Source organism: Pseudoalteromonas sp. SA25 (assembly GCF_011378705.1).
Lineage (GTDB): Bacteria > Pseudomonadota > Gammaproteobacteria > Enterobacterales > Alteromonadaceae > Pseudoalteromonas > Pseudoalteromonas arctica.
Window position 1 is genome coordinate 189,292 of sequence record NZ_WTKV01000006.1, and the last position, 25,482, is coordinate 214,773.

The following is a 25,482-nucleotide window of genomic DNA, read 5'->3' on the forward strand; positions in this document are numbered from 1 at the left end:
AAAAATTTGAGTTCTACTTTATTCACTAGTTTTAGCGCGCTGGTGGTGTTATTTTGACGTTAATGAAAATTAAATCTCACGCAATGAATTTAATTTTTAATGTATTAAGGCATCTTTTATGAATCAAACAGTGGAAAAAACAATGAAAAAAGTGGGATTAGTCGGTTGGCGTGGCATGGTTGGCTCTGTGTTATTAGAACGTATGCAGCAACAAAATGATTTTGCCCATATCGACACCACCTTTTTCACTACCTCACAAGCGGGTCAATTAGGTCCAGATATAGCAGGCGATGCAAAACCATTACTAGATGCAAGTGACATTAGCGAACTTGCTAAAATGGATATTATTGTTACTTGCCAAGGCGGTGACTACACCAATACGGTATATCCAAAATTACGCGAGTCGGGTTGGGATGGTTACTGGATTGATGCAGCTTCAGCACTGCGTATGAGTGAGGACAGCATTATAGTGCTAGATCCCGTAAACAAAGATGTTATTGAACAAGGCTTAGAGCAAGGCGTTAAAACCTTTGTGGGCGGTAACTGTACTGTATCGCTGATGCTACTTGCATTAGGTGGTTTATTTGAGCAAGACCTAATTGAATGGGTAAGCCCAATGACTTACCAAGCGGCGTCGGGCGCTGGTGCACGAAATATGAAAGAGCTTATTGCACAAATGGGCGCTATTCATGCAAGTGTTGCAGATAAACTAGATAACCCAAGCTCTGCTATTTTAGAAATTGATAAAATAGTAAGTGAAACAATGGCGTCAAAAGACTTACCACAAGACCAATTTGGTGTGCCATTAGCGGGCAGTTTAATCCCTTGGATTGACGTACCTATGCCAAGTGGTCAGTCTAAAGAAGAATGGAAAGCACAGGTTGAAGCGAACAAAATTTTAGGTTCTTCAAAGCAACCAGTGCCAATTGATGGTTTATGTGTACGTATTGGCGCTATGCGTTGTCATTCACAAGCGATGACCATTAAATTGCGTGAAGATATTAGCGTAGAAAAAATTGAAGAAATTTTAGCGTCTCATAACAAGTGGGTTAAGGTTATTCCTAACGAGCGTGAAATTAGCGCAACAGACTTAACACCCGTTAAAGTAACAGGCACTTTAAGCATTCCTGTTGGCCGCATTCGTAAATTAGCGATGGGGCCAAAATACATCAGCGCATTTACAGTAGGCGATCAGCTTTTATGGGGAGCGGCAGAGCCACTTCGTCGTATGCTACGCATAATTGTTGATGGTGAGTAATACCAATTCGCAATAATACTTAATCAATTTGAGGGGTTAAATCTGACGCTAACTACGTTAAATATTTCTGATATAGAACAACTAAATAACGAAATCTTTGCCTTGTTATCGACACGATTTTCTTCCCTCAAAATAGATCACTTAATTAAGCGAATTGGTATAATATATAATCAGTATTAACAAAAAGGGTTGGCAATTTGCCAACCCTTTTTAGTTTAATGGCTTATAAAACCGCTTAAGAGGCTTAAACAATACTTTTTTATGAATGTTCACTGTTGTTTATTATTGAACTTAAGTAAACTGTTTACATTGTGAAACAGCCTATTCAAGTAACATTAATGACCTCTCATATAAATAACTTTGCCAATAAGCGATTAGCATTTGTTAGCTCCTATTTTAGTTCTGCAATTGCTATAAACACGGTTGTTTCTTGTTTTCTTATTTTTAGCAGTATTAACCACAGCGCCTCGCAAGAAAAATTTTACTGGCTTTTTACGCTAACGTTTATTTCATTACTACGAATAGCCAATCATGTATTTGTTAACAACGTCCATGCTTTTAAATATCACCTTTATTTTATAGGTTTATTATTAACAGCCGTAACTTGGGCTGCTTTTCCTATTTTGTTTTATGAAAACATGCCAATGCAGGAGAAGTTTGTATCTCTGGTTGTTTTTAGCTCCCTTGCTGGTGGCGGTGTAAATGTTTTAGCCTCCGATATTCGCTCTTCCTTATCGTATATAACCTGTTTACTGGTTCCTTTTAGTATTTTATTACTTTTACAGCCTATTGAAGATGAGAATGTACTAGGTATTTTAGGGCTCGTTTTATGGTTTATTTTGTGTTTTGTTACCGCTGTACGTTCTGCTAAAGATGTAAAGTCATCAATTAATAATGAACTTAAGTTAGATCAATTTATTGAAAACTTAGAAAACGAAGTGCAACTTCGTACCGAACAAATAATCCTTTTAGAGCAAAAAGACAATTTAACTAAATTGTTTAACAGGGGGAGCTTTGTTTCTAATGTCGAGCTTGATTTAGCCAATCAAAATGATGATATTAAAGCCGTTTTATTTTTAGATATGGATGACTTTAAAATCATCAACGATAAATACGGTCACGATTTTGGTGACTTTGTGCTGGCCCAAACAGGTAAACGATTAGTTGAAACACAAACTCAGGGCGATTTTATTGCTTGTCGTTGGGGAGGGGATGAGTTTATTTTTTATACTCGTAGTAACACCGAAGACGAACTTTTTGACTGTGTTTTTAGATTAGTTAAAACTTTAACGAAAACAGTAAGCATGGATAGCTATCAAGTAAACCCTTCTTTTAAGGTTGGGCTGTATTTTACGCGTGAAAATTTTAATCTTGAAGACGCGATTAAATACGCTGATGTTGCTATGTATGAAGGTAAGAAAAGCCGTAATGAAATATCGGTATTTGACGAGCGAATGCATGAATCGCTTAAAAGAGAAGAAATACTTCGAAGCTCAATTAAAGAGTGCGTAAAAAAAGGTGACTTTCATCTGTGCTATCAACCTATTGTTGATATAAGCACAAATGAAATAACCACGTTTGAAGTACTACTTCGTTGGCAGTTTAATGATGAATTTATTCCCCCTTCAGAATTTATAGATATTGCAGAGCGATATGGAAAAATTAATATATTAGGTGAATTTGTACTAGAACAAGCCATCGCGAGTTTAAGTAAGTTAAACGCAGTGAATAGTAAGATTGGATTGTCGATTAATGTGTCGGTGTTGCAACTAGAAAACCATAATTTTTTAGATTTTTTAGTTGCTCTTCTAAATAGATATGCTGTTAAACCATACAATGTGCATTTAGAAATAACAGAAACAGTGATGATTAAAAATTTACCGTATTTGTCAAAAGTGATTACGGCCATAAAAAATACCGGTGTGCGTATCTCTATTGATGATTTTGGTACTGGGTTTTCTTCTATATCGGTTTTAAAAGAGCTGTCAGTTGATTACATTAAAATAGACAAATCTTATATTGATAATATTTGTGAGTGCTCAAAAGACAAAAGTATTGTATCTGCGGTAACTAACATGTCGCATATGATTGGTTGCCAAGTAATAGCGGAGGGCGTAGAAAACCCCGCTCAGCTAACGTTATTACAAAGCTTACAAATTGATAAGTATCAAGGTTTTATATTCAGTAAGCCAGTTAGATTTGCCGATGCGCTTAAACTTATTAGTTAGAGCGCTGACTTTTCAGGCACAAAGTTTGTTTTATCTAGGTTCGATTTAAGCGTGCCGTGCGTTTCTGGCTCGCTGCGAGCGGTAACTTCTTTTGTGTTATTCTATTAGCTTACATTCATATGAAAATAACTTAAAACGGAGCAACCCGCCTCGTTTTTTTAATGTTATTTGCCTAAAGATGCTGCCGAGAATTCAACCTAAAAAGATAGGTAGGCCTTAGTAATAATGAACTTTTATTGACTTAATTCGCTTATATGAACTACCTGATTACGCCCTCCATTTTTAGCATGATAGAGTGCTTTATCTGCCTCATTTATTGCGCTTTCAATTGCGGTTTTATTGCATTTAATATTTATTACGCCAAAACTTGCTGTAACATTAATTACTTTATCATTAAAATGAATCGGACTACTGGCGAGTGCGTTTCTTAGTTTTTCGGGGAATGCTTTAGCTGTAGGCTCGTCGTTACGTGCTATTAATAAGGTAAATTCTTCGCCACCAATTCGGCCAAACAAATCATCTGGATTTATGCAGTCTTGCATTATTTTCGCCGCTTCTACTAACACCACATCACCTCCTGCATGTCCAAACTCATCGTTTATTTTTTTAAATTTATCTATATCCCAATAAATTAAGCTTACGTACTTATAATTATTAAGTTTATCTTTTAGTTGCTCTTGGCTTTTATTATAAAACCCACGCCTATTTAAGCAGCCCGTAAGTACATCAGTCATTGCAAGGTGGTTCATTTTTTCGGCTAAATCAGACGCCATTATGAATATCATAAATACGGCCATGCCGACATGAGCAGCAGGGACAGTCATAAAATTAATTAATGTATATAGCGCTATATATTCTTCATTCACTTGGCTGCCTTGCAGTAATGCTATGCTTGCTGCAACAAATAAAAGTAATCCACATAGCGAATAAGTGATACTAGCGCCTATTTCAGCAGGGAGTGATTTTTGCTTATGCCTGAAAATAATAACCGCACTTAGTATCAGTAAGATCACATCGTAATACACATACAACGACATAAATAAGCCAACATGCACATTTATGGCTGTAAAATAATAAACAGCAGCAAGAGTTACTATTGCCGAGATGATTAAATAGCGAATTTTTATACTCGAATTTACCCTAATGCAATGCCCCCATGTACCAAGTAGCACAGAGCCTACTGAGAAGCTGCTTCCTAACATCCAATATAGTGTGTGAGAGTCAAATAATGGTTCTGCTAATATTGTTGCCCATTGACATGCAGAGAGTGCGAATGCGATTGTCCAAAGCATGGCATATTGCTTTTTACCTAACGTAAACCACGACATTAAAAATATGACAGACCAAATAACACTGGTTAAAAAGAGGGTAACTAATATATAAAAAACAGGGTTCATGTATTGTTATTCTTGCTTGCGTTAATTTTACTTTAGTAGATGAAAGCGGTTTATTCGAATCAATGCAGGTTATTAGTTGGCAAAACTATAAATAGATAAGCATGGGAATCACTTCATTAAGCGGTGTATTTGAATAGTGGTATATCCTTTGCTGTAGTGATTGTAGTTTAGAGTTTTAAGCTTATATGGCTTTGCTCTATTTGTAATTTTATACCTAACAGGTACTTAAGTTACAAATATTAGTAATTTTTACACGTTTATTTATGTACTTAATTAAAAAGTTTAACTAATTAGAGCCTGTTTATCTTTCGAGGTTAAATGTGCAGCTGTACGTTTGGTTTTTAGACAAGGTTGAGTCTATGTTGTGTGGTTGTTCTTCATAAATAGGCGATAACGCAGCATTAATGCCAAACATACGCAGCCCCTAAATAGAACAAATTTTAATCCTTAAAGGTCAATAGGCCCTGGTTTTTAGCAAAGGAAATTAGAATGCATTTTTCATCTACAACATTTCACGCCAAATATTTTAAAGGTGTAATAGCGCTGATTGTATTGCTTATATTAATACGAATAGCCGCGCCTTATGTAGTTCAATACTACGTAAATTATCAGCTAAAACATACGCAAGGTGTTACGGGGCATGTTGGTGATGTCGATTTGTTCTTATATCGCGGTGCCTACGCGATTGACGACGTTGAAATTTACGCTGTTGATGCAACTTCAGCTCCGAAGCCTTTACTGAGTATTCAAACTCTTGATTTTTCACTCGCGTGGTCAGCCCTTTTAAAGGGCAATTTAGTAACGAACATGGCCTTTACGCGTCCTGAAATAGTTATTTACGATAAAGACCCAAGTTCAGTAGAGCAAAATAAACAAGTAAAAGACGAAACTACCTGGGTAGGGCTCGCCAATAACTTAGTACTGTTTTCTATTGATACCTTAACAATTGAGCAAGGAAAGTTAACCTTAGTTAATTCAACTAACAGCGGTGAAAACCCCACTTTTATATCAAATATTAATGCCAGAATAGAGAACATAACGAATGCGCAAAACCTATCAAAAACACTTGTGACTACTCTAAGCGTGGAGGGGGCATTAATGGGGGAGGCTGCATTAAAGCTTAATGGCAAATTAGACCCTTTTAGCAAGCAAGCTAATTTTGATTTTAATGCAGAGGTACAACGCTTTTCAGTTAAAAATTTAGACACTGTATTTAAAGTGTATACACCGTTTGATATTGAAGCGGGAGGCATTGATGGCGCTATGGAACTTGCGGCTAAAGATAATAACTTAAATGGTTATGTAAAAGCAGGCGTTCAAAACTTGCGTGTTTTTTCGTGGCGCGAAGATATAGAAAAAGATGACGACGGCATATTTACGGCCATATTTGAAGGCAGTGTTGATTTATTGGGCTCTATCCTCGAAAACGATGAGTCTAAACTTGTTGCTGCACGCATTCCTATAGAAGGGCAATTAGACAATGCGGATGTTTCGACTTTCCAAGCAGTTACTTCGGTTTTAAAAAATGCTTTTTTTGATGCGTTTAAGATGAAAGTAGATAACGTCATTTCTTTTGAAGATACGGATAACAAACCTGATAACAATGGGAATTAAAGCACTTTGGGAATGCATGTTTGAGTTGAATGCCTAAGCTGCACCCACTTTTTAAACTTTAAGTGGGTGCTTTAGTACTCTTATCAGATTAGTTTTTGCGGTTACTCAATAGCTCTTTAAGCTCAGCAATTTGGGATTTTAGTTCGTTTACTTGCCCTTGCGTTGCAGGTAATGAGCTGTCGTCTGCGAGCTCTTCTCGTGCTTTGCGGTGCTCCTCACTCATAACTTCTAAAATGGCACCTACCATCATGTTTAAAAATACAAATGCGGTTAAAAATATAAACGTAAGGTAATAAATCCAGCTTAGTTCGTACACCGCCATTGTTTCGTACATTATGTCGGTCCAATCTTCAAATGTTGCCACCCTAAACAAGGTAAGCATTGAGATTGAGACGTCTTGCCAAAGTACGGGGTTTATTTCAGCAAACATCATGCTGCCCATTGCAGCGTATATATAAAAAATAACAAACATTAATAGGGCTATATAACCCATTTGTGGAATGGCTTTAAGTAATGAGTTAACTAATAAGCGCAGCTCAGGGATCATCGATACCAATCGCAGTACTCTAAATATGCGAAGTAGACGAGCAATTAACATAGTAGAGCCAGCAGCAGGATATAAACTGCCCAATACTATGATGGTGTCGAATATATTCCATCCTTTAGAAAAAAAGTGTTTTATGCCTTTACTTGCAATAAAGCGGATTACTAGTTCAATTAAAAAGAATGCGGTAATGCCAACGTCCATCCAATTTAGAGCAAGCTCTACGGTAGGATGTAGTGAGTAAGTGTGCGCACCGACTGTCAGGGCAGAAACAATAATTACAGCTATAACAAATGATTGAAATATCTTGCTTTTATCTATACGCTGAAACAACTTTTGTAACTGCGACATCATAGAAATAGATCCTTTGGAGATTAAGATTTTATGGCGCTAATATACAATAATATTGTAATAATTTAACGCTTTTTCGATATAGAAAGTGTAAGGAAATTTAATGTTTATCAATAAACTAAAAAGTAGCGCATTACTTATTGTTGGATTATGTGTTTTAGCTGGTTGTAGCTCTGACGCGCGTTTTCATGAAGTTCAATCGGCGCGCCTTGATGAATGTAACTATAAAGCCGACAAAGAATATTACGAATGCCTAGATAAACAAGACTCTAACTACGAAGAGTTTAAAAAACAGCAACAAGCAGAAACTAAATAAGTAACCTTTATATTTATGACTAAAACTCAAAAGCAGCGCGATAAGCACATTCGACTAGCACTTACTAATTCATGCGAGGCAATAAAAGAAAGCGTAATTGGTTTTGATTATCTAACGCATACCATTGATTTAAATAACGAGGCCAATACGTTAAAAGTACAGTGTTATTTTAATGATGATATAGCCCTTGAAAGTGCAAAACCGCAACTTAACGAATTAACAAATATAATACTCAAAGAGCTTACGAGTATTAAGTTGAACGCAAAACCAGCACATATTTCATTTTCCGCCAATTAACAGAGCTTTTGTTGGTTTGATAGCACATGGACGTTATAATTAGATAAATTATTTTTAGGGTTTAAATTATGGCTGTTCCTACGCGTTCGCAAATTTCACCAGGTACCAAAGTAAATATTGTATTAAAAGAAGATCAACGCAGCGGCACATTAACTGAGGGTGTGGTTGAGCGCCTTTTAACAAAATCACCAAATCACCCACACGGTATCAAAGTACGTTTAGAAGATGGTCAAGTTGGCCGAGTAAAAGAGATTTTATAATGGCAACGTTAACAGAGCAGGCTTTTTGGGATTTAGTAACAACGCCTGATTTAGGGCTCGATCCGCAAAGTGTGAGCGATAATTTAAAAGCTAAGCTAAGTGATTTAACAGACGAGCAGCTAATTGCCTTTGATAAGTTTTTTGGTATTAACATGCGCAAATGTTTTACCTGGGATTTATTTGGTGCAGCATTTGTAATGGCGGGTTGTAACGACGAATACGGCTTTAGCGAATTTAGATGCTGGTTAATTTCGCGCGGTAAAACAGTTTTCGAAAACGCCTTAGAAAATGCTGATTCTATAGCGCAGTGTACACCTGTTTATTACTTAAACGAGCAGCCTTATCCGTACATTGATGAGTACGACTTAATAGCCGGTTTATTATTTGAAGAACGTAACGAAGACGAATTGCCGTTTATCCCATCTGGCAGTGATGAACCCAAAGGTAAACGTTTTAAAGACAAACCTAAGTTTTTAAAGCAAAGCTACCCTTTATTATTTGCAAAGTACTGGCAATAAAATAAATACCAATTCGTATAACTAGTTAAACAATCTAATGAGTTCAATTTACCCTTACAATTAAGCGCATTGGTATAAATCGTTTTGTTGTTTAAGTACGTATTAAATAAAGTGCTTAACAACAAAATGGTTTGTAATGAGTATCTAGGGCATGTTTACCTTTGGTGGTTGAATTTGTTCAATCCAAGAAGGATTTAATCGCGGCGCGAGATTTGTAACCTAGTGGGCTCGACAACTGCTCCTGCATTATTCTAATGGCTTACATCCATGTAAGAATAATAAAAACCGAGCAAAGCTTCCGCGTCCTACTCACGCACTCGCTCCTGTAATACGACTTCTCTCCTTTTATAGTAAATCTCTGTTATAGTTGTTAAAAGTTATAAAAGCTAAGTGATTAAGCATTTTGCTATTATTTAACACGCTGACTCACGAGGATACACCCACGAAATGAAATATTTAACACTCGCTTTATTAACTGTCGCTTTTACAAGTGCAAATGCTTTTTCTGAGCCGAGTAATAAAACACGATTTATACCGTTTTTAAAGTCAAAATTGGGGGCATACGAAGTTGTGTCGACCAATTCAGGGTTATGCGTTAATAGCGATTTGAGTTTGACAGACGAAAGTGATTTGAGTGCAGGTTTTAAACTTGGAGAACAAATTGTATTTGGATCGCTCCATAATGGTACTCGCACTATTAAAAAACCAAACTTTTGTTTTATAACCAGTACGCTTAAATATAAAAGTGATGGCCTTGAAAACGGTTTAAGAATGAGCCGTTGTGAAAACCCTGCAAACGAAAAAACAATCAGTCAAAGTATCAAGTTTTTAGCTGATAACACACTAAAATATACATTAAGCGAACCTAGTGTAGAGTGCACATTTAAAAAAGCAGACGAGAGCAAATAAAGCATCTAGTAAGTAGTAAATCATTCGCAGTATATTTTAGGGATATCGCGCCAACGCGTAGTGTACTGCGGCGATAAAAAATCACGGTTCATGTGCCATCGGTCATTTAATTTACTGCTTGCAAGGCTGAGCATCCCTTTTCCGTATCGATTATTGATTGTGTCTAGGCATTGCATAAGCTTTGGATTATCAGGGCTCTTATTAAATAAGTCATTTTGCTGAAACTGTTCTGATATTAGCTCTACCGCGCCCACACCACACTTATAAAATCGGATCCCCGGTTGGTAAATATTATTAAACACCTCAGATACAGCATTAGCCATCACGCAGGTGTCGTTAGTGGGTGAGGGGAACTTATACACAAACGACTTTTTATAATATCTGTTTTCATGCGCGCCACTGGCTGCAAAAATATAAAGCTGGTGAGTAAGCGAGCGTTGCGCTCTTAGTTTATTAGCCACTGTGGTTACATGGTTAATTAGCGCCGTTTTAAGGGCTGTTGGCTCGCATATGCGCTCTCCAAAACTACGGGTCGAATAAATCTCTCGCTTGTCTTGTCGTACATCATCCCAGTTTAAACATGTTATCCCGTTAAGTTCGCTTACTGTACGTTCAACAACCACACTAAATGCACGGCGCATTGCTTTAGGGTTTTGCTGAGCAAGGTCCCAAGCGGTGTGTATATTCATTATTTTAAGCTTTTTAGCTAGTCGCCGGCCTATTCCCCAGACATCTTCGCAGCTCATTCTTTGTAAAATAGCTTGGCGAGTTTGCTCGCTATTTATTACTGCTACACCATTAAAACCACTGAGCTTTTTAGCGGCGTGGTTAGCGGCTTTTGCTAAAGTAGGGGTTGGGCCAAAACCAACACCTACAGGAAGTTTTGTTTCGCGCCATACTGTGCGCCTTATTATATGGCCATATTCATGCCAATCTTTAATTAATGATCTGTAGCCATCAAAGTGCAAAAACGATTCATCAATACTGTATATGTGTTGTGTATCGCAAAAGCGGCCAATAATATTCATCATCTTGTCGCTTAAATCAGCATAAAGCTCGTAATTACTAGAGCGAATAACAACGTTGTTTTGCTCAAGTAAATGCTTAACTTTAAAGTACGGGCCAAATTTAGGAATATTTAAACGCCGAGCAATAGGGCAAATAGCGCATACACAGCCATCGTTATTGGTAAGTACAACCACAGGTTTGGATCGAATAGCAGGGTCGAATACTTTTTCGGCACTGGCATAAAACGACACAGCATCAACTAAGGCATACATTTTAGTAACTCTGGGCTTTGCCTGTGCATTCTTATTGATAGCGTTACTACGCCCTCAAGCTGAAACTCGTCTGCAGAGGTTAGTTGTACAGGCTTATGTAAAGAAGAAGCTGAAAGCAGCCGCGCATTGGTTTTATCAAGTAGTTTGCATACAAAAAGACCATTTAAGTTAGCAACAATAACGTCACCATTTTCTGCAGGCTCTGCACGGTCGATAACTAATAAGTCACCTTCAAAAATTCCGACTTCTTGCATAGAGTTACCCGATGCAATACCAATAAACGTAGCATCTGGATGCTTTATTAAAAGCTCATCAAGGGTTACACCTAGCTCTGTGTACTGCGCTGCGGGTGATTCAAAACCACACACGCCTGCTTCTATATAAATGGGAATGACAAACATAACACAACCTAAAACGCATATACTGTATAAGTGTACAGTATATGCGTTTTGTGTAAGTTATGCCAAGAATGTATGGCTGATCAATCCATGTTTTTGATCATTTGTTGTGCGGTATCTAAAAAGTCTTTGATTTGCTGAGGGTTTAAGTTTTTACACATTTGATTATTTATTTTCTGCTCTGAGGCTAATAACTTATCAAAAAGAACTTTACCTTGCTCTGTGAGCGACAAAATAAAGCAGCGTTTATCGTGCTCACTCGCCTGTTTATTAATTAAATTTAAGCCAATAAGATCTTTAATTAAACGTGCTATTTGCGCTTTGTCGCGCTGTGTTTTAGTAACTATATCGTTAGCCGTACAGTTATTTACGTTCGCGATAATATGTATGCAGCGTACGTGCATAGCATTAATACCAAGTTCGCCTGCGTTAATTGCTTCACGAATTGTGACACGGTAATTTTGCATTAGTTCAAACAGCGTATTTGATAAAGGTGTATTCATAGAATTCTCAATATAGTTGACAAAGTCAATTAATTTGCTATAGTTGATTTTATCAACCAATGGGGCGTTGTGCAATACCTGCTTTTTATAGCAGCCAATTATTATACCAATCTGCTTATATATGGGGTCTATTTAACGTTAAGAAAATTACGCTAGAACTAGGCTAAAATTTTTGTATCTAGTTGTTCTAAATAAAAATTTTTAACAACGTTATAGTGCAATTTAATTCGTTAAATTGATCAAAGATTTATGCAGGTGGTATTAAAGTCTAAGTTTTGTAAAACGAGGTAATACATGAGTAAACAAGTTCGCAAAGCCAACGTATTAAGTACACAGCAAATCACACCCCACCTACAGCGTATTGTTGTAGGCTCTGATGATTTTAAAGACTTAACCTCACAGTACATTGGTAACTATGTAAAAGTACTGTTCCCAAAAAATGGTGAAGTAGATTTTAACTTAAAAAAAGCCTGTATACGGTCATATACAATAAGGCATGTAGATGCACAAACAGGGGCGCTAACGCTTGATTTTGTTATAAATATGCACCAAGGCCCTGCAACTGACTGGGCTAAAATTGCAAAAGTAGGCGACGAGCTAGGTATTGCAGGACCAGGCCCTAAAAAGCTAGATAATTATGAGCATTCGCATTATGTATTACTAGGCGATTTAACATCGGTAAATGCAATAAAAGGGTATGCGCAGCAATTACCTTTAACTTCAAAAATTGATGCTTTTGTACATGTACCCACCGAAAAAGACATTATTGATTTAGAAACAAGCCGCGATGTTAATTGGCTTGTTACCGACAACGCTGACGAAGCGCTACTTAGCGCGCTTCAAAATTTGCACATTACAGCAGAGCCTCCCATTGTATTTATGGCATTGGAAGCTGGGCTTGTACGTAGGGCAAAAACACTGCTAACAGAGCAATTTAATATACCGCGCAGTAATATTGTTTCCTCAGGTTATTGGAAAAAAGGCGTAGACTCAGAAGGCTATAAAAAGCAGCGCCAACGTGATGCACAGCTTGCCTGAATACCTTAGAGCAAAATAACATATACCTATTTTGCTTTAATACCTCTGCGTAACTTGAATTGACCTAATAGCAGACCCATTTAAGTGTTTTATGCTAATGATGTAATCCATTATTAGCATGCATTTTTAGGAGCTGCTATTTTGTTAAATTCCATTCCTTTTTCGTTATTAGAACTTGCCCCCATGATCAAAGGGGACAGCGTTACTAACACTCTTCATAAAAGTACTAAATACGCCCAACGTGCAGATGAACTTGGCTTTAACCGTTTTTGGCTTGCTGAGCATCATAATATGCCAGGAATAATTTGTGCTGCCACTTCTATTTTGGTTGGACACATTGCAGGTAATACCAAAAAGATACGCGTTGGATCGGGCGGTATTATGCTGCCAAACCACTCCCCATTAGTTGTTGCTGAACAATTTGGTACGTTAGAGAGCTTATATCCAGGGCGAATAGATTTAGGACTAGGGCGTGCCCCCGGCAGTGACCAAGTAACGAGTCGTGCACTAAACAACGATATGAGCCGCGCAGAAAACTTCCCAGGTGAAGTAACTGAACTGCAAACTTTACTTGGCCCATATAACGGTACGCATCCTATACGTGCTATACCGGGGGAGAACACAAACGTTCCTATTTGGTTATTAGGCTCGAGTTTATTTAGCGCGCAGCTAGCGGCGCAAAAAGGGCTACCGTATGTATTTGCAGGACATTTTGCACCGCGCTTTGTGCACGATGCAATAGCGTTGTATAAGCGCGAATTTAAGGCATCAAGCGTACTTGATAAGCCATACGTCATGCTTGCACTGCCTTTAGTGGCAGCAGACACCGACGATGAAGCGCAATACCTGTCGACTACTTCTAAGCAACGTGTGCTCGAACTCATACGTGGTAACGAGCTGTGGCTAAAACCACCTGTTGAAAGCATGGATGGGTTGTGGAGCGAACAAGAACGCGCTCATGTAGAGAACTTTTTAAGTCTAAGCGTAGTAGGCGGACATGTAAGTATTAAACACAAGTTAGAGATGATAGCGAAACAACTAGAAGTTGATGAGTTTATATTTACCAATGATGTATTCGATAGTGAAAAACGCCACCGTGCACTCGAAATTTTAATGGAAATAAAACACTAAAATATAGTTAGTTAAGCAAGCGTACACTCTGGGCTTGTTAACATACAGACATCATCAAAAGTTAAACTTTTTTAACTCATTTTATTAACTTTAAGTGATGTCTGTATTTGTTATTTAAATATTCAAAGTAAATTTGATTGCTATTTTTAGTATATATTTTGCTTTACATACCGTTCTGTTTTTTCAATCGAACTGATTTAAACAATCAATTTTAAGATATCACTTTTATTTTTTATAATGTATGTATTAAACCAAACATCATTAAATAAAGGTAGGTTCACCGTGAAGTCTCTAAATAGCGCAACAGCTAATTCAGTTAACAAAACAGCGCAACCAAAAGTTGCACTGATTGCTGAAGGTGGCGGGCAGCGAGGGATCTTTACAGCTGGCGTACTTGATGCGTGGTTAGAGCAAGAATATGACCCATTCGATTTATTCATTGGCACCTCTGCAGGTTCGCAAAACTTAACTAGTTACTTAGCGCGTCAAAAAGGCTATGCAAAACGCCTAATTAGAGGGCTTTCGCGTAACAAACGTTTTTTTCAGCTTGGTCGCGGATTAGTGGGTAAACACATAGTTGATTTAGATTGGTACTTTGACAAAACTACTGAGGTAAAAAGAGCCATAGATTTTAAAACAGCTAAAACGAGTTTAGGCGCGCGTGAGCTACTTATAACAGCCACTAATGCACGAGACAGAAAAGCATATTACCTATCACCTACGGGTGAGAGTGGCCAATGGCGTGATTTGTTAAAGGCTTCTAGCGCACTCCCGTTTTTATACAAACAAGGTGTAAAATTAACACCTTGGTTAAACGCAAAAGCAGCTAACGAAATACACCTTGCTGAAGAGCAAGTACAGAGCGATTTTTATCTAGACGGCGGTTTAGCCGCTCCATTACCAGTGCGTGAAGCTTACAACCGAGGCGCTCGTAAAATTGTTGTAATAAGAACGGTTGACGCTAATTTTCAAGCGCAATCTGCATGGGTACAAAAGCTAAGATCATTTGCTATAGCATCAGGCTATTGTCCAAAAACATTGGACTACTTAATACAGCATGAGAAAGCGTATTTAGATGAGCTTGAGTTTATTGCAAACCCACCAAGTGATGTAGAAATAATACAAATTTTTGCAGACGAAAAACTGCATAGCAAATTATTAGGTAGTTCAAATAACGATTTACGTTTTGATCATAAATTAGGCTTAGATGCCGGTCGCTCATACTTAGCAATGCAAAATTTACAGATTAACAGCAACAACCATTACAGTGCACCTACACAATACAGCTATAACTAATTAAATATAATTACAAAAAAGCGCATAACTTTATGCGCTATTTTTTTGCCATTCTTAATCCTCATTACGCCTCATATAAACCTTACTGCATCAAAATAAAAACTATTGCATCCCGCACCTATGCGCAAAATAAAATACTGAATCTTAAAAAGATATTATTGATTTTTTAACTAATCAATATAAAGTGTAGGTGTGATTTATTATTCATATTTATAGAAATAAAATTCAATGTTGAATGTGCTTGCTTACAGATTATTAAACACCAATACACACTTCACTATCGGGTAAAGCCAAACTTAAACACTATTATGTTTAACGCATAATGAGCTGCTGGAGTTTTAAAGTTGAGTAGCGCTACATGCAGAGTTTAAAGTCGGTGCTAACATAAAGTAAAAGTATAAAATAAAAAGGGATTAGTAATGTTCGATACCGTCGTCAAAAGTGTAAACAATCTTTTATGGGGAGAAGGTCAGGTACTTATTTATATACTTTTGTTTACAGGTATATGGTTTTCGGTACGACTAAAAGCAATTCAAATACTTAAATTTAAACATATGTTTAGCCTTTTAAAAGGCAGTAGCAAATGTAAAAAAGACGACATTTCCTCATTCCAAGCGTTGTGTACAGGGCTTTGTGCACGGGTAGGTACCGGTAATTTAGCCGGTGTGGCAGTGGCAATTTCACTTGGTGGAAGCGGCGCTATATTTTGGATGTGGGTAATAGCCATATTGGGTATGGCTACAGGCTTTGCCGAAAGCGTACTTGGGCAAGTATATAAAGTGCGCGATAGTAGCGGCGAGTTTAGAGGGGGTCCTGCGTATTATATTCAGCAAGGTTTGGGTAGCCGAGCATTCGCAATTGTGTTTGCCGCATGTTTATTTTTAGGTTACGGCTTTACGTTTAGCGCAATGCAAACTAACACAATTACCGACGCACTTAATTACGCGTTTGAAGTTCCTACATTTTATTCAGGCCTGGTTATTACCGTACTAGCAGGCTCAATTATACTCGGTGGCTTTAAGGCAATTGCCCGATTTGCAGAACGTGTTGTGCCAATAATGGGCATTGTGTTTGTACTTGCCGCCGTTATTATTACGATTATAAATTTCACGCAAGTACCCGCCATGCTTAAAGATATATTTTTATCGGCGTTTGGTTTACAAGAAGCCGGAGCGGGTGCAATGGGCGCTGCCATTAAAAACGGTATTCAACGTGGTTTATATTCTAATGAGGCCGGTGCAGGTAGTGTTCCGCATGCATCAGCAAGTGCCAGCCCAATTCCTAATCACCCAGTAACGCAAGGTTACATACAAATGCTAGGCGTATTTTTCGATACAATAGTACTGTGTAGCTGTACCGCTGTGATCATTTTATTGGCCGATATAGACATAAGCGGCGAAATGGAAGGCATTCGTTTAACACAAAGCGCGATGACCGCTCATTTAGCACAAGGTGGTGTTTATTTTGTAGCAGCCGCTATTACCTTATTTGCTTTTACATCGGTGGTGGCAAACTACGCCTATGCAGAGAGCAACTTGCACTTATTTAAGCTCGACAACAAAGTAGGGCGCGGCATTTACACTTTGCTTTATTTATCAATGATGTTGTGGGGCGCATCGGCGACCTTAAAAGAAGTCTGGGATTTAGCCGATATTGCCTTAGGGTTAATGACAGTGGTTAACGTTATCGCTATTATACTGTTAACGCCGACTATTTTGTCTGTTACCAGTGATTACCACGCACAAAGAGACAAAGGTTTAGAGCCCGAATTTAAAGTAAAAGATGTAAAAGTACAGGGTAAATGCGAAGACGGCATTTGGGACTAACTCAGCATACTTAACTATAAAAAGCGGTTTTATGGCAACATAAAGCCGCTTTTTATTTTGCATAAATATTCACTCTCAGTGTTATGAAAATAACTAAAGCAACCAAAATAAAAGGCACAATTTTTTAGATGATCGAGATTCACGCAGGGAAAACAGCGGCTAAAATTATTAACGAACAGGGCTTTAAACCTGAACTTTTCACCTCTTTTTTAGGTGCAAGTGGCGGTCCTAAATGGTTTACATTATTTGGCTTAGATAAATATATTTTTGGTGAATTTTTTAAAAACCGTACCCAACCACTTAATTTAATTGGATCATCTGCTGGCGCTTTTCGCTCTGCGTGTTTTGCACAAAACGATCCTGTTGCTGCGATTGAGCGCTTAGCAAAATCGTATTCGCAAACTCGATATTCAAGTAATAAACCAACACCTAGTGAAATAACAATAAAAGCGCGCGCATTACTTGAAGATGTTTTTGGCGATAACGGCGTAACCGAAATTATAAATAACCCAACATTTAAAGCGCACTTTATAGTAGCAAAATCGAATGGCTTTATTGCCAGCGAAAATAAATTAATACAGTTAATGGGTTTATCAAAAAGTTATATGTTAAACCGCGTTAACCGAAAATTATTAGGCTCGCAATATGAGCGTTTTATATTTGGCCCAGCAACAAGTGACTTATCAATTACCGACAGCTACAATTTTAAAACGCAAAACATAGCGCTTACTCAAAATAATTTAAAAGATGCATTACTTGCATCGGGTTCAATACCACTTGTTATGCAAGGCATAAAAAATATTGCAGGCTCGCCGCAAGGAATATATCGCGACGGCGGAATAATTGACTACCACTTTGATTTAAAAATTAATAATCCAGGACTTATTTTATATCCGCATTTTAATAGCGAGCCAAAATCAGGGTGGTTCGATAAAAATTTAAAACGTAAAGTGTCACCACTTAATTACGACAACGTGGTAATGATTACTCCATCAAAAGAATTTGTAGCAAGCTTACCGTACGGAAAAATCCCAGACAGAAACGACTTTACCGATCTTGATGCAGATACGCGTATTAAATATTGGAACACCGTGTTTAGTGAAACTGAAAAGTTAGCCGAGGCGTTTGATAAAAAATTAACTGTAAGAGAAAATGTTCTAGATATAGACTATTGCGATAATAGGAAATAATAAATTGAAGAGTTATCGTGTAATGATCGAAAAAAATAAAATAACAATCACAGCCATTTTATATTTTTATGTAATATTCTGTTCAATCTCATATCAATGGGGATTTTGGCTCAAATTTGATATAAATATTTTATCCTATATAACACTGACTGAAATAGCAAAAAATACCGTATACCCAGCGCTACCTGCAGTATTTATATTTCTTTTGTTTTTAGGCACAGCGGCAGGTAGTAATTCAATTACGGAAAATACAAGATTAGAAAAAGGCCCTAATAAAATACAAAGAGTAATAAACTCTATTGTAGCTATAATTTTTATTATAAATACATCATTAATAATATTCATCATGATTAAACAAGGTACTACAGCAAGCGGCTATGAAAAGTTGAAAGGAATATATCCGTTTATATCATGTCTAGTTTATATTGTTGTAATGTTGAATCTTAGAAAGACGAATATAAAAACCTTACCTCATATAGGGTTGTTTACAGCGGTATTTCTACCAACAGTTTTTTTCTTTGGAGGTACTTTAAAGTCGGATGAAATATTGAATGATAGAGCATCTGGGAAGTATGTCGTTTTTGAAAAGGGTATTTGTACCTCAACTAAAAATGAAAAGTATAAGTACATCGAAGTAATTGATAACAAAGTATTCAGTATCTCACTAAAAGATAAGAGCCTCTGCATTAGAAAAGCTGAAAATTTTAAACTAGTCGATTTTAAGATAGATAGCAGTACTATTTATCTATGAACTAATTTTAATAATGAAGTTAATGAATTTGTTTTAGCCAGAGAAAGGCTAGTATATAACAACCTATAAATTTAAGCCGCGTTATGTTTAGACAGCGCCCCGCCAAAATATCTAAAAGGCGGGGCGCTTGTGGTTTTTCGTGTGGAAAATGGCGCAGCTCCACACGAACTAGAACAAAAGCCCTTTTAAGCGTAGCGGTTCTAGCCCGTAACATAATGGGATTTATGGGTGGTATTTTCTTTGATTGTTGTAACTTTATTCAAAGTGTGTATACTTTAAGAATAATGTAACGTTAATCAAAGGTGTTTTTATGAAAACTACAGTTAAGGAAAAATCAAAAAGAGGTGGTAAACGTGTCGGCGCTGGTAGACCAAAAACCGTTTTTGATGAAAAAAAGGCTGTTAGAATAGACTCAAGAGAGGAATTGCTCATTAATCTTGTTCGCTCAAATGGCAATTTGGAGTCTCTGATTGATGAAAATAATTCTATTTTTATTCACAATATTAAAAATCGTTCGTCTTAACTTGGCGACAGCCGATAGCGAAGCGGAAACCCAACCCATCTAAATTATATTGATATTGTTTTGGCTGCACTGGCTAAATCAATATCACCAAATTAAAATCGCCCCTCTGATAAACCCCTCCGAAAATTGAAATAAAAAATCATGTTTCCGTATTGGTACAGGTTGAGAGTCCACATACTTTAATAGTGGACTCTTGTCCCATTTTGAGACTATTAAGGTTAATCCTTCCTTTTGTTTTTCAGATCTTTTACAGCGTCACTTAGATAGTTATCAATCAAATGTTGAACAATTGTTGATGTTTTAATTGTCTCTCTCGTTGCTATTGTTATTTCTACTGCTGCGTCCTGCAATGACTCTTTTCGCTCTCCATTAATAGCTATAGTGGTGTCTTTGCGCTTTTTCATTTTTAAATTTCTCAATAAATATTCATGCAACTATACAACATTTAAAAAATAATTATGAAATATGTTTACATGTAATAAATATTGAGCCTATACTTAGCCAAATTATTTATTTCGTGTTTACATGTAATGATAGACCTCTTAAGAATAAAGATACCATTTGTTGAATCTATAGTTGCTATATCTCCTGATGGAACTAGCGGGCTTATAGATTTGCGCGAGTGTCAAAAAAGAGGATGTAGAATGGAAGCTGGCGATGTTACTTTTACTGCTAATGATTATCGTCTTGATGCAGAAAATATTTGTATTGCTGAGGTTTCCGCTTTACGTCATCCATTTGAGGCACTTCCCAGCTCTTGGTCTACTTTGAGTTTTAAAGTTTATTCAGGTGGTCAAAATTATTACCCGTTCATCGAATTAAAAGCTAGTCCGGCTAAGTTACTCCAAGGTCATAACGTATTTGGTACGTGTAATGTAATGTTGTGCATTGATTCTTTGCTAACAGCATTTTGCTATGCAATGCCAGATATGGCGGATATTTTGGAATTTAATAACGCTGAATTAGCTCAGATAGATTGTACTTTTACCGCCCATTTGGATACCGAATCAGATAGTCGAAACGTAATTCATGCATTACGCAACATATCAAACGGCCAAACAAAGGGCGCTAAAAGTGCATTTGATACTACTGCATATTTTGGTAAAGGCTCACGCCATAAAAGATTAAAAGCTTATTTGAAACAGTTTGAGTTACAAGACCAAACCGCAAAGGCACAAGCTAAATACGACAAGACAAAAGACCAAGTTTACTTAAATCAATTAAACGCTATGACAGCGCCAGAAGTACAAGAATTCGCTACTAACGCATTAAGACTTGAAGCTAGTGTAATGCCAAGAATGTTAAATCGTCTTGGTATACCTACTAACATTTGGTCATTTGAAGAATACAGCGAAAAATTTGAAGGCTGCTTAATACAGGAATTATGGAATAAATCTTGGTCAGACATTTTTAAAACATTCGAAGGTGCAACCATGCGTACTTTTTCAGACGAAGAGATACAAACTAATTTGAGACAGCATTTTAAAACTGAGACAAAAAAAGGTTTTAGTTTTGCTAAAGCTGATCGCCTCTTTCGCACCTTTAGAATGATTAAACATGAGGGCTACGAGGAAGTTAAAGCAACGACTCCTAAGGCTACTTTTTACCGCACTGTTGAAGAGCTAACAAAAGTTGTTCCTAAAGCTTACCTACAAAATTTACAGGCTACAGCGTCAAACGTTGTCCCTCTAATTAGATTTGTTAACGTTGATTTTTCACGTCAACACCCTTTGAACTGGGTAGAACCGACCCGACTTTCTGAACAATTACAAACAGGTTTAAGACTTGTTTCTTAACTTTTATATTAAGGATTTATCATGCTAGTACGAGTATTAGATACAAATAATGCACACATACCTGAGCCACGCACTTTCCCAGCTAAAGGCGATAGACCTTCACGCACAGTGTATGAACAAAAAGTTTATGCTGATATGGGGGGCATTTTCCCCGTTATGTTTAAGATTTCGCATGATGACCATAATGCAGCATATCCAGTAGGTGAATATGAACTTGCACCATCAAGTTTCAAGATTAACCAATACGACCAACTTGAGTTAGACCGTTACAATATTCGTCTAACTCCATTAAGTAAAAAAGCGGGTTAACAATGGCTGCTAATTACGAATATATCGTAATTTGTCCCGTTGAACCTGTTGAAAAACAGTGTCCAGTGGAATTGGAAGTTGTACACCAACCTCTACCGATTCCGCTAGATTACGAGACATTTCAAAACGAAGTGCTCCCGTCAATCATCGTTGTCCTTCTTACCTGTTATGGGTGGAAGAAATTAAGAAAAATGGTTTTTTAACTTAAGGAATATAACCATGAAAAAATTAACTGCTTTAAAAACAGGCGTTCTAGTTTCTCTTGCCGCTGTTGCTGGCGGTGCTCATGCTGAAGCTGATGCAGGTGTTACTGCTGCAACAACAGGCTTCCAAACATTCTTTACCGATAACGCTAATATTATTGGTGCTGTTTTCTTAACTGCTGGTTTTGTTGCTATCGGTTGGAAATGGTTAAAAGGTATGCTGTTCGGTTAATGTTCATCACATTAGACACAGTGCTAATTGTCTCTGGACTCTTAGCACTTTATATACTTTTCGATGATTAAAACAAGGCGCTCCGATGCGATTACTAATATATATATTGGCGCTAATGAGCGCTTTTTTTGTTTCTGCTGTTGTTATTGATGATGAAAACAGTCCTTATAATGGCTATGAATATATAACAGCAGATTCACAGGAAGGGACACTTTATATTGATGGAACATACGGTACAAGTTGGCCTTCTCCAAAAGCAGGTTTTGATAATTATTTTGATTATGATGCTTTTTCAGCTGGTCTATTAGAGGTCAATGTATTAATTGAACGTGTGAATGTTTCGGGTAGGTATCATTCTTATTATATAAAATATGAAACTTATTCTAACTGTTCAGGTTCTCCATGTAATAGAAACGAACGTGCTTTTACACGACAATTTACTACAGCAGACGGAACTGTTTACTCTTGCCCAGATAGTTATCCAGTCGGCCCTATCGAAATTTCAGGCTCTCACCTTTGTTTGCGTGAAGCCCAGCCGAAAGACTGCCCTGCGGGTTATCACTCTAAAGCTGTTTCTGCTCAAATTGGCGGTACTGAATGTGTTCCTAAAGAATGCCCTCCTGCTGGTTCTGGCGAAAATTTATCTTCTAGTCCTGCGACTGGCGGTGTTCCTTTTTCTGGCGGTGGTATGTATTGCAATGATGGTTGTGCTTATAGCGTACCCTCTTCAAATATCACTTCTCAGGGTTACGCATCTGGAACTTCCCAAGGTGTTTCTTGTGGCGATAAACCATATGATAATAAAAAATTAGCTGACGAAGGTAATGAGGGCGGTTGTAAAACTACAACTGATGAAAGTGGCGTTTCTGTTATGACCTGCGATACCCCAGCAGACCAACCAGAAGGAGAAGGTACTGATGTTGATAATGGTGAAAGCAAAACTGATGATACTCCAACCCCTAAAAAGCCTTTAGAGGATTGTGCTGTAGATGATACTGCTTGTTTACTTCGTAATCTTCAAACCTCCTCTGAGAATAATAATCAAGATGCTATAGATAATGATAATTTGCTCCATAATAAATTAATTGATGCCATTACCAATAATACGAATGTTATCAAAAACTCAGTTGAAAATTTAGATACAACTGTTTACTTGGCTCAGCAAGAGAGCGCTAGAAATGACACTATAAAAATCCAGAAATTAGACGGGATTATTGATGCTATTAGAGGGATAGAAATTACAGGCGGTGGGGGTGGTGGCACTGGTTCTGGTGGCACTGGTTCTGGTGGTGATGATTGCGAAGGTTCAGCAGATGATTGTGTACCTATTCCAGATTCAGAACTACAAGTTGAACAAATTAATTTAGACCAATATGCAGACAAATATGATGACTGGTTACCGAATGCCGAACTCCCACAAGAGAAATGTATAACTCTTACCACTGGCAACACAATGTGTTTAAGCTTTGAATTTTGGATAGTCCTTTTCCAAGCTATTTCGGGTTTAATGGTCATAACTGCACTTTTACATAGCGCAAAAATCATAACAGGAGCGGTCTAACATGCCCTATTTAATACAAGCTTTCTTTGCGGCTTTAGCTGCTTTATTACCTACACTTGTTTCAAAAGTTCTAGTAGGGTTAGGTTTTGGTTATGTCACCTACGAACTAGGCTCTTTTGGAATTGACTATGTTTATCAGCTAATTGCATCTAATGCAGCTGGGTTACCAGTTGAAATAATAGCCGTTCTAAAATACGCAAAAACAGATGTAGCGGTAGGCATTATGCTTGGTTCTTACGCTGCCGCTTTAACTATTAGAGGTTTAACAAGTGCTGGTTCAGTAACTAAATTAGGTGTGAGGTCTGCACCATGATTTATTTAAGAACGGGAGTTCCTGGCGCGGGAAAAACTTTAAATTCACTTAAAGAAATTTGTAATGACCCAGCAGTTACACAAAAGCAAAAGTTTTATAATAATATAAAAGCTTTCCTTCTTGATTTAGATTTTTGTAACAGTTTTCAAGGTTTCTTTTATGGTTCTTATTATCCAACCATACAAGGAACCCCAAAGGCGCAAAGGTATACAAAAATAATTAAAGAAGTACATGCACAGGCGCGAATGATAGAAATAGCAGATGTTCCTTGGCTAGCTCCTAACTATGGCCGTTTTTCTGAAACTGATGTTATAAATCTTTTTGTTAATTGGTGTCGTAAGTGTTACCCAAAATCAAACTTAAAAGCTCTTGATGTATTCTTAGAAGAATCTGAAAATCCAACGGTTGAATCTATCCGTTTATTAAACTATCACTGGACGCATACAGATGATCCAACACGGTGGCCTGAATTACCAAATGGTTCTATAGCTTTATTTGATGAGTGCCAAGATTATTTCCCCCCAATGGCCAATAGTGCTAAACGCCCGTTTTATTACACGCAGTTTCAAAAGCACAGGCATAGCGGGGTAGATATACACTTAGTAACACAACATTACACATTCTTAGATAATGTAATCCAAAAATGTACGGGTATGCACGTACATTATTTTAGGCCGATGGGTGGCGCTGTAATAACAAGATTTCAAAGAGATAAACAGTTCAGTACAGACTACCAAGGTGATTTAGAAAAATGCTCTACCACTACCATAAAACGAGATTCCAACTTCTATGGTGTGTATTGGTCAGCAGATGACCATACAGCTAAATTCAAGTTGCCGCCAAAACTGTATTTAGTATTGTTTGCTATACCATTGGCTATTTATCTTTTTTATACGCTTTTACTTAGTCTTGGCATTGTTGGGGATGAAAGTCCCCAAGGGACAGAAAAAAAATTAGAAGTTATTGAAACAGCAGTTTCACCTACGCAGATAAAACAAATTGAAGATTTGGTTTATAAGCCAAAAAAATTTACACATCCATTAAACGAGATGTGTATAGATTATGAGTATGGTGGTTATGAAATTAAAAAGAAAAATGGGGTTGTATCTGTAGAGCATTTTATTAATTGTGTTACAGGCCAGCAGCTAGACAAGCAAAAAGAATCTTCTTTTCTTACAAGTGAAGGCGAAGAGCAAACACGTTCTGAGGATATACAAGAACCTGAAACAATCTTGCTAAGTTCAAATTACTTAGAAAAGCTAGGTTATTACATCTACCTAAATGAAAATTTACCTATATTGAGATTTAAAGACACAAAAATATATTTACATCAATTCTAGCCCCAGCCAACAGAGAGAGAGAAGGGCGAGCCCCGAGCCCCTCACTCTCTGTGCTGGGCTTTTAACATTAATTTAGTCCACCACTAACAACCCATAAATT

Annotated in this window: 27 protein-coding genes; 21 read left to right on the forward strand and 6 right to left on the reverse strand. The window is 37.2% G+C overall.

The features are described from left to right. Positions 1 to 118 precede the first annotated feature (118 nt). Both asd and GQR45_RS07160 read left to right on the forward strand, forming a co-directional pair. On the forward strand, positions 119 to 1,258 hold the full coding sequence (gene asd, locus GQR45_RS07155; RefSeq protein WP_165725533.1) for an aspartate-semialdehyde dehydrogenase: 1,140 nt from the start codon (positions 119 to 121) through the stop codon (positions 1,256 to 1,258). 338 nt (positions 1,259 to 1,596) lie between these two features. Further along, a complete protein-coding gene (locus tag GQR45_RS07160; protein WP_206008571.1) occupies positions 1,597 to 3,486 on the forward strand; it encodes a bifunctional diguanylate cyclase/phosphodiesterase in 1,890 nt (629 codons plus the stop codon). A gap of 233 nt (positions 3,487 to 3,719) precedes the next feature. On the opposite strand, the gene GQR45_RS07165 is transcribed toward GQR45_RS07160, so the two are convergent. Then, the gene (locus GQR45_RS07165; protein ID WP_010552923.1) at positions 3,720 to 4,883 is read right to left on the reverse strand and encodes a GGDEF domain-containing protein; all 1,164 of its coding nucleotides are present in this window, start codon (positions 4,881 to 4,883) and stop codon (positions 3,720 to 3,722) included. Positions 4,884 to 5,372: 489 nt separating this feature from the next. Between GQR45_RS07165 and GQR45_RS07170 the strand changes: the two genes are divergently transcribed. Next, on the forward strand, positions 5,373 to 6,497 hold the full coding sequence (locus GQR45_RS07170) for a DUF748 domain-containing protein (protein ID WP_165725535.1): 1,125 nt from the start codon (positions 5,373 to 5,375) through the stop codon (positions 6,495 to 6,497). 88 nt (positions 6,498 to 6,585) lie between these two features. On the opposite strand, the gene GQR45_RS07175 is transcribed toward GQR45_RS07170, so the two are convergent. Further along, positions 6,586 to 7,395 carry an ion transporter gene (locus GQR45_RS07175; RefSeq protein ID WP_010552921.1) on the reverse strand — a complete coding sequence of 270 codons (810 nt, stop codon included), beginning with the start codon at positions 7,393 to 7,395 and terminating at the stop codon, positions 6,586 to 6,588. Between the two features lie 100 nt (positions 7,396 to 7,495). On the opposite strand from GQR45_RS07175, the gene GQR45_RS07180 reads away from it, so the two are divergent. From GQR45_RS07180 to GQR45_RS07200, 5 genes are all read left to right on the forward strand, one after another. Then, complete coding sequence (locus tag GQR45_RS07180; protein ID WP_007583226.1) at positions 7,496 to 7,708, forward strand: hypothetical protein; 213 nt, start codon at positions 7,496 to 7,498, stop codon at positions 7,706 to 7,708. Positions 7,709 to 7,723: 15 nt separating this feature from the next. Further along, positions 7,724 to 8,005, forward strand: coding sequence for a hypothetical protein (locus GQR45_RS07185; RefSeq protein ID WP_165725536.1), 282 nt, complete (start codon positions 7,724 to 7,726; stop codon positions 8,003 to 8,005). A gap of 68 nt (positions 8,006 to 8,073) precedes the next feature. Further along, a complete protein-coding gene (locus GQR45_RS07190) occupies positions 8,074 to 8,265 on the forward strand; it encodes a YwbE family protein (RefSeq protein WP_165725537.1) in 192 nt (63 codons plus the stop codon). Continuing rightward, positions 8,265 to 8,783 carry a DUF4240 domain-containing protein gene (locus tag GQR45_RS07195; RefSeq protein ID WP_165725538.1) on the forward strand — a complete coding sequence of 173 codons (519 nt, stop codon included), beginning with the start codon at positions 8,265 to 8,267 and terminating at the stop codon, positions 8,781 to 8,783. The genes GQR45_RS07190 and GQR45_RS07195 overlap by 1 nt, the downstream gene beginning before the upstream one ends. Positions 8,784 to 9,230: 447 nt before the next feature. Next, positions 9,231 to 9,692: a hypothetical protein gene (locus GQR45_RS07200; protein WP_010552920.1), complete on the forward strand. Its 462-nt coding sequence runs from the start codon at positions 9,231 to 9,233 to the stop codon at positions 9,690 to 9,692. Positions 9,693 to 9,712: 20 nt separating this feature from the next. Here the strand turns inward: GQR45_RS07200 and GQR45_RS07205 are convergent, their stop codons facing one another. The 3 genes from GQR45_RS07205 to GQR45_RS07215 form a co-directional block, all read right to left on the reverse strand. Then, a complete protein-coding gene (locus GQR45_RS07205) occupies positions 9,713 to 10,972 on the reverse strand; it encodes a Y-family DNA polymerase (RefSeq protein ID WP_165725539.1) in 1,260 nt (419 codons plus the stop codon). Continuing rightward, positions 10,960 to 11,373: a S24 family peptidase gene (locus tag GQR45_RS07210; protein WP_010552918.1), complete on the reverse strand. Its 414-nt coding sequence runs from the start codon at positions 11,371 to 11,373 to the stop codon at positions 10,960 to 10,962. The genes GQR45_RS07205 and GQR45_RS07210 overlap by 13 nt, the downstream gene beginning before the upstream one ends. Before the next feature lie 80 nt (positions 11,374 to 11,453). Next, entirely contained in the window at positions 11,454 to 11,873 is a 420-nt protein-coding gene (locus tag GQR45_RS07215; RefSeq protein WP_007583213.1) for a MarR family transcriptional regulator, read from the reverse strand. A gap of 294 nt (positions 11,874 to 12,167) precedes the next feature. Here GQR45_RS07215 and GQR45_RS07220 point away from each other — a divergent pair, with 294 nt between their 5' ends. The 7 genes from GQR45_RS07220 to GQR45_RS07250 all read left to right on the forward strand — a co-directional run bounded on the left by GQR45_RS07220 (position 12,168) and on the right by GQR45_RS07250 (position 19,628). Further along, a complete protein-coding gene (locus GQR45_RS07220; protein ID WP_165725540.1) occupies positions 12,168 to 12,911 on the forward strand; it encodes a siderophore-interacting protein in 744 nt (247 codons plus the stop codon). 141 nt (positions 12,912 to 13,052) lie between these two features. Beyond that, positions 13,053 to 14,042, forward strand: coding sequence for an LLM class flavin-dependent oxidoreductase (locus GQR45_RS07225; protein WP_010552915.1), 990 nt, complete (start codon positions 13,053 to 13,055; stop codon positions 14,040 to 14,042). Positions 14,043 to 14,324: 282 nt separating this feature from the next. After that, positions 14,325 to 15,338: a patatin family protein gene (locus GQR45_RS07230; RefSeq protein ID WP_165725541.1), complete on the forward strand. Its 1,014-nt coding sequence runs from the start codon at positions 14,325 to 14,327 to the stop codon at positions 15,336 to 15,338. A 419-nt stretch (positions 15,339 to 15,757) separates the two neighbouring features. Further along, positions 15,758 to 17,164: an alanine/glycine:cation symporter family protein gene (locus GQR45_RS07235; protein WP_010552913.1), complete on the forward strand. Its 1,407-nt coding sequence runs from the start codon at positions 15,758 to 15,760 to the stop codon at positions 17,162 to 17,164. 128 nt (positions 17,165 to 17,292) lie between these two features. Continuing rightward, positions 17,293 to 18,354 (forward strand): patatin-like phospholipase family protein, encoded by a 1,062-nt coding sequence (locus tag GQR45_RS07240; protein ID WP_165725542.1) that lies wholly within the window; start codon positions 17,293 to 17,295, stop codon positions 18,352 to 18,354. Positions 18,355 to 18,376: 22 nt separating this feature from the next. Continuing rightward, positions 18,377 to 19,105 carry a hypothetical protein gene (locus GQR45_RS07245; protein ID WP_165725543.1) on the forward strand — a complete coding sequence of 243 codons (729 nt, stop codon included), beginning with the start codon at positions 18,377 to 18,379 and terminating at the stop codon, positions 19,103 to 19,105. A 310-nt stretch (positions 19,106 to 19,415) separates the two neighbouring features. Next, complete coding sequence (locus GQR45_RS07250) at positions 19,416 to 19,628, forward strand: hypothetical protein (protein ID WP_165725544.1); 213 nt, start codon at positions 19,416 to 19,418, stop codon at positions 19,626 to 19,628. A 218-nt stretch (positions 19,629 to 19,846) separates the two neighbouring features. On the opposite strand, the gene GQR45_RS07255 is transcribed toward GQR45_RS07250, so the two are convergent. Further along, complete coding sequence (locus tag GQR45_RS07255) at positions 19,847 to 20,032, reverse strand: hypothetical protein (RefSeq protein ID WP_165725545.1); 186 nt, start codon at positions 20,030 to 20,032, stop codon at positions 19,847 to 19,849. Between the two features lie 126 nt (positions 20,033 to 20,158). On the opposite strand from GQR45_RS07255, the gene GQR45_RS07260 reads away from it, so the two are divergent. The 6 genes from GQR45_RS07260 (at position 20,159) to GQR45_RS07285 (ending at position 25,382) form a co-directional block, all read left to right on the forward strand. Further along, positions 20,159 to 21,424 carry a phage/plasmid replication protein, II/X family gene (locus tag GQR45_RS07260; RefSeq protein ID WP_165725546.1) on the forward strand — a complete coding sequence of 422 codons (1,266 nt, stop codon included), beginning with the start codon at positions 20,159 to 20,161 and terminating at the stop codon, positions 21,422 to 21,424. Positions 21,425 to 21,445: 21 nt separating this feature from the next. Then, positions 21,446 to 21,733, forward strand: coding sequence for a single-stranded DNA-binding protein (locus tag GQR45_RS07265; RefSeq protein ID WP_165725547.1), 288 nt, complete (start codon positions 21,446 to 21,448; stop codon positions 21,731 to 21,733). Between the two features lie 219 nt (positions 21,734 to 21,952). Then, positions 21,953 to 22,168, forward strand: a complete 216-nt coding sequence (locus GQR45_RS07270; RefSeq protein ID WP_165725548.1) for a hypothetical protein — start codon at positions 21,953 to 21,955, stop codon at positions 22,166 to 22,168. Between the two features lie 85 nt (positions 22,169 to 22,253). Further along, positions 22,254 to 23,729, forward strand: a complete 1,476-nt coding sequence (locus GQR45_RS07275) for a hypothetical protein (protein ID WP_165725549.1) — start codon at positions 22,254 to 22,256, stop codon at positions 23,727 to 23,729. A gap of 1 nt (position 23,730) precedes the next feature. Continuing rightward, positions 23,731 to 24,042, forward strand: a complete 312-nt coding sequence (locus GQR45_RS07280; RefSeq protein WP_165725550.1) for a DUF2523 family protein — start codon at positions 23,731 to 23,733, stop codon at positions 24,040 to 24,042. Further along, a complete protein-coding gene (locus GQR45_RS07285; protein WP_165725551.1) occupies positions 24,039 to 25,382 on the forward strand; it encodes a zonular occludens toxin domain-containing protein in 1,344 nt (447 codons plus the stop codon). The genes GQR45_RS07280 and GQR45_RS07285 overlap by 4 nt, the downstream gene beginning before the upstream one ends. Positions 25,383 to 25,482 lie beyond the last annotated feature (100 nt).

Excerpts from the sequence above, each read along its gene's own strand:
- GQR45_RS07180 (WP_007583226.1), top strand. The coding sequence starts at position 7,496 with ATGTTTATCAATAAACTAAAAAGTAGCGCATTACTTATTGTTGGATTA.
- GQR45_RS07275 (WP_165725549.1), top strand. The coding sequence starts at position 22,254 with ATGCGATTACTAATATATATATTGGCGCTAATGAGCGCTTTTTTTGTT.
- GQR45_RS07175 (WP_010552921.1), bottom strand. The coding sequence starts at position 7,395 with ATGATGTCGCAGTTACAAAAGTTGTTTCAGCGTATAGATAAAAGCAAG.
- GQR45_RS07235 (WP_010552913.1), top strand. The coding sequence starts at position 15,758 with ATGTTCGATACCGTCGTCAAAAGTGTAAACAATCTTTTATGGGGAGAA.
- GQR45_RS07260 (WP_165725546.1), top strand. The coding sequence starts at position 20,159 with ATGATAGACCTCTTAAGAATAAAGATACCATTTGTTGAATCTATAGTT.
- GQR45_RS07195 (WP_165725538.1), top strand. The coding sequence starts at position 8,265 with ATGGCAACGTTAACAGAGCAGGCTTTTTGGGATTTAGTAACAACGCCT.
- GQR45_RS07210 (WP_010552918.1), bottom strand. The coding sequence starts at position 11,373 with ATGTTTGTCATTCCCATTTATATAGAAGCAGGCGTGTGTGGTTTTGAA.
- GQR45_RS07255 (WP_165725545.1), bottom strand. The coding sequence starts at position 20,032 with ATGAAAAAGCGCAAAGACACCACTATAGCTATTAATGGAGAGCGAAAA.
- GQR45_RS07170 (WP_165725535.1), top strand. The coding sequence starts at position 5,373 with ATGCATTTTTCATCTACAACATTTCACGCCAAATATTTTAAAGGTGTA.
- asd (WP_165725533.1), top strand. The coding sequence starts at position 119 with ATGAATCAAACAGTGGAAAAAACAATGAAAAAAGTGGGATTAGTCGGT.
- GQR45_RS07185 (WP_165725536.1), top strand. The coding sequence starts at position 7,724 with ATGACTAAAACTCAAAAGCAGCGCGATAAGCACATTCGACTAGCACTT.
- GQR45_RS07165 (WP_010552923.1), bottom strand. The coding sequence starts at position 4,883 with ATGAACCCTGTTTTTTATATATTAGTTACCCTCTTTTTAACCAGTGTT.
- GQR45_RS07190 (WP_165725537.1), top strand. The coding sequence starts at position 8,074 with ATGGCTGTTCCTACGCGTTCGCAAATTTCACCAGGTACCAAAGTAAAT.
- GQR45_RS07280 (WP_165725550.1), top strand. The coding sequence starts at position 23,731 with ATGCCCTATTTAATACAAGCTTTCTTTGCGGCTTTAGCTGCTTTATTA.
- GQR45_RS07270 (WP_165725548.1), top strand. The coding sequence starts at position 21,953 with ATGAAAAAATTAACTGCTTTAAAAACAGGCGTTCTAGTTTCTCTTGCC.
- GQR45_RS07245 (WP_165725543.1), top strand. The coding sequence starts at position 18,377 with ATGATCGAAAAAAATAAAATAACAATCACAGCCATTTTATATTTTTAT.
- GQR45_RS07200 (WP_010552920.1), top strand. The coding sequence starts at position 9,231 with ATGAAATATTTAACACTCGCTTTATTAACTGTCGCTTTTACAAGTGCA.
- GQR45_RS07250 (WP_165725544.1), top strand. The coding sequence starts at position 19,416 with ATGAAAACTACAGTTAAGGAAAAATCAAAAAGAGGTGGTAAACGTGTC.
- GQR45_RS07265 (WP_165725547.1), top strand. The coding sequence starts at position 21,446 with ATGCTAGTACGAGTATTAGATACAAATAATGCACACATACCTGAGCCA.
- GQR45_RS07220 (WP_165725540.1), top strand. The coding sequence starts at position 12,168 with ATGAGTAAACAAGTTCGCAAAGCCAACGTATTAAGTACACAGCAAATC.
- GQR45_RS07285 (WP_165725551.1), top strand. The coding sequence starts at position 24,039 with ATGATTTATTTAAGAACGGGAGTTCCTGGCGCGGGAAAAACTTTAAAT.
- GQR45_RS07160 (WP_206008571.1), top strand. The coding sequence starts at position 1,597 with ATGACCTCTCATATAAATAACTTTGCCAATAAGCGATTAGCATTTGTT.
- GQR45_RS07215 (WP_007583213.1), bottom strand. The coding sequence starts at position 11,873 with ATGAATACACCTTTATCAAATACGCTGTTTGAACTAATGCAAAATTAC.
- GQR45_RS07240 (WP_165725542.1), top strand. The coding sequence starts at position 17,293 with ATGATCGAGATTCACGCAGGGAAAACAGCGGCTAAAATTATTAACGAA.
- GQR45_RS07205 (WP_165725539.1), bottom strand. The coding sequence starts at position 10,972 with ATGTATGCCTTAGTTGATGCTGTGTCGTTTTATGCCAGTGCCGAAAAA.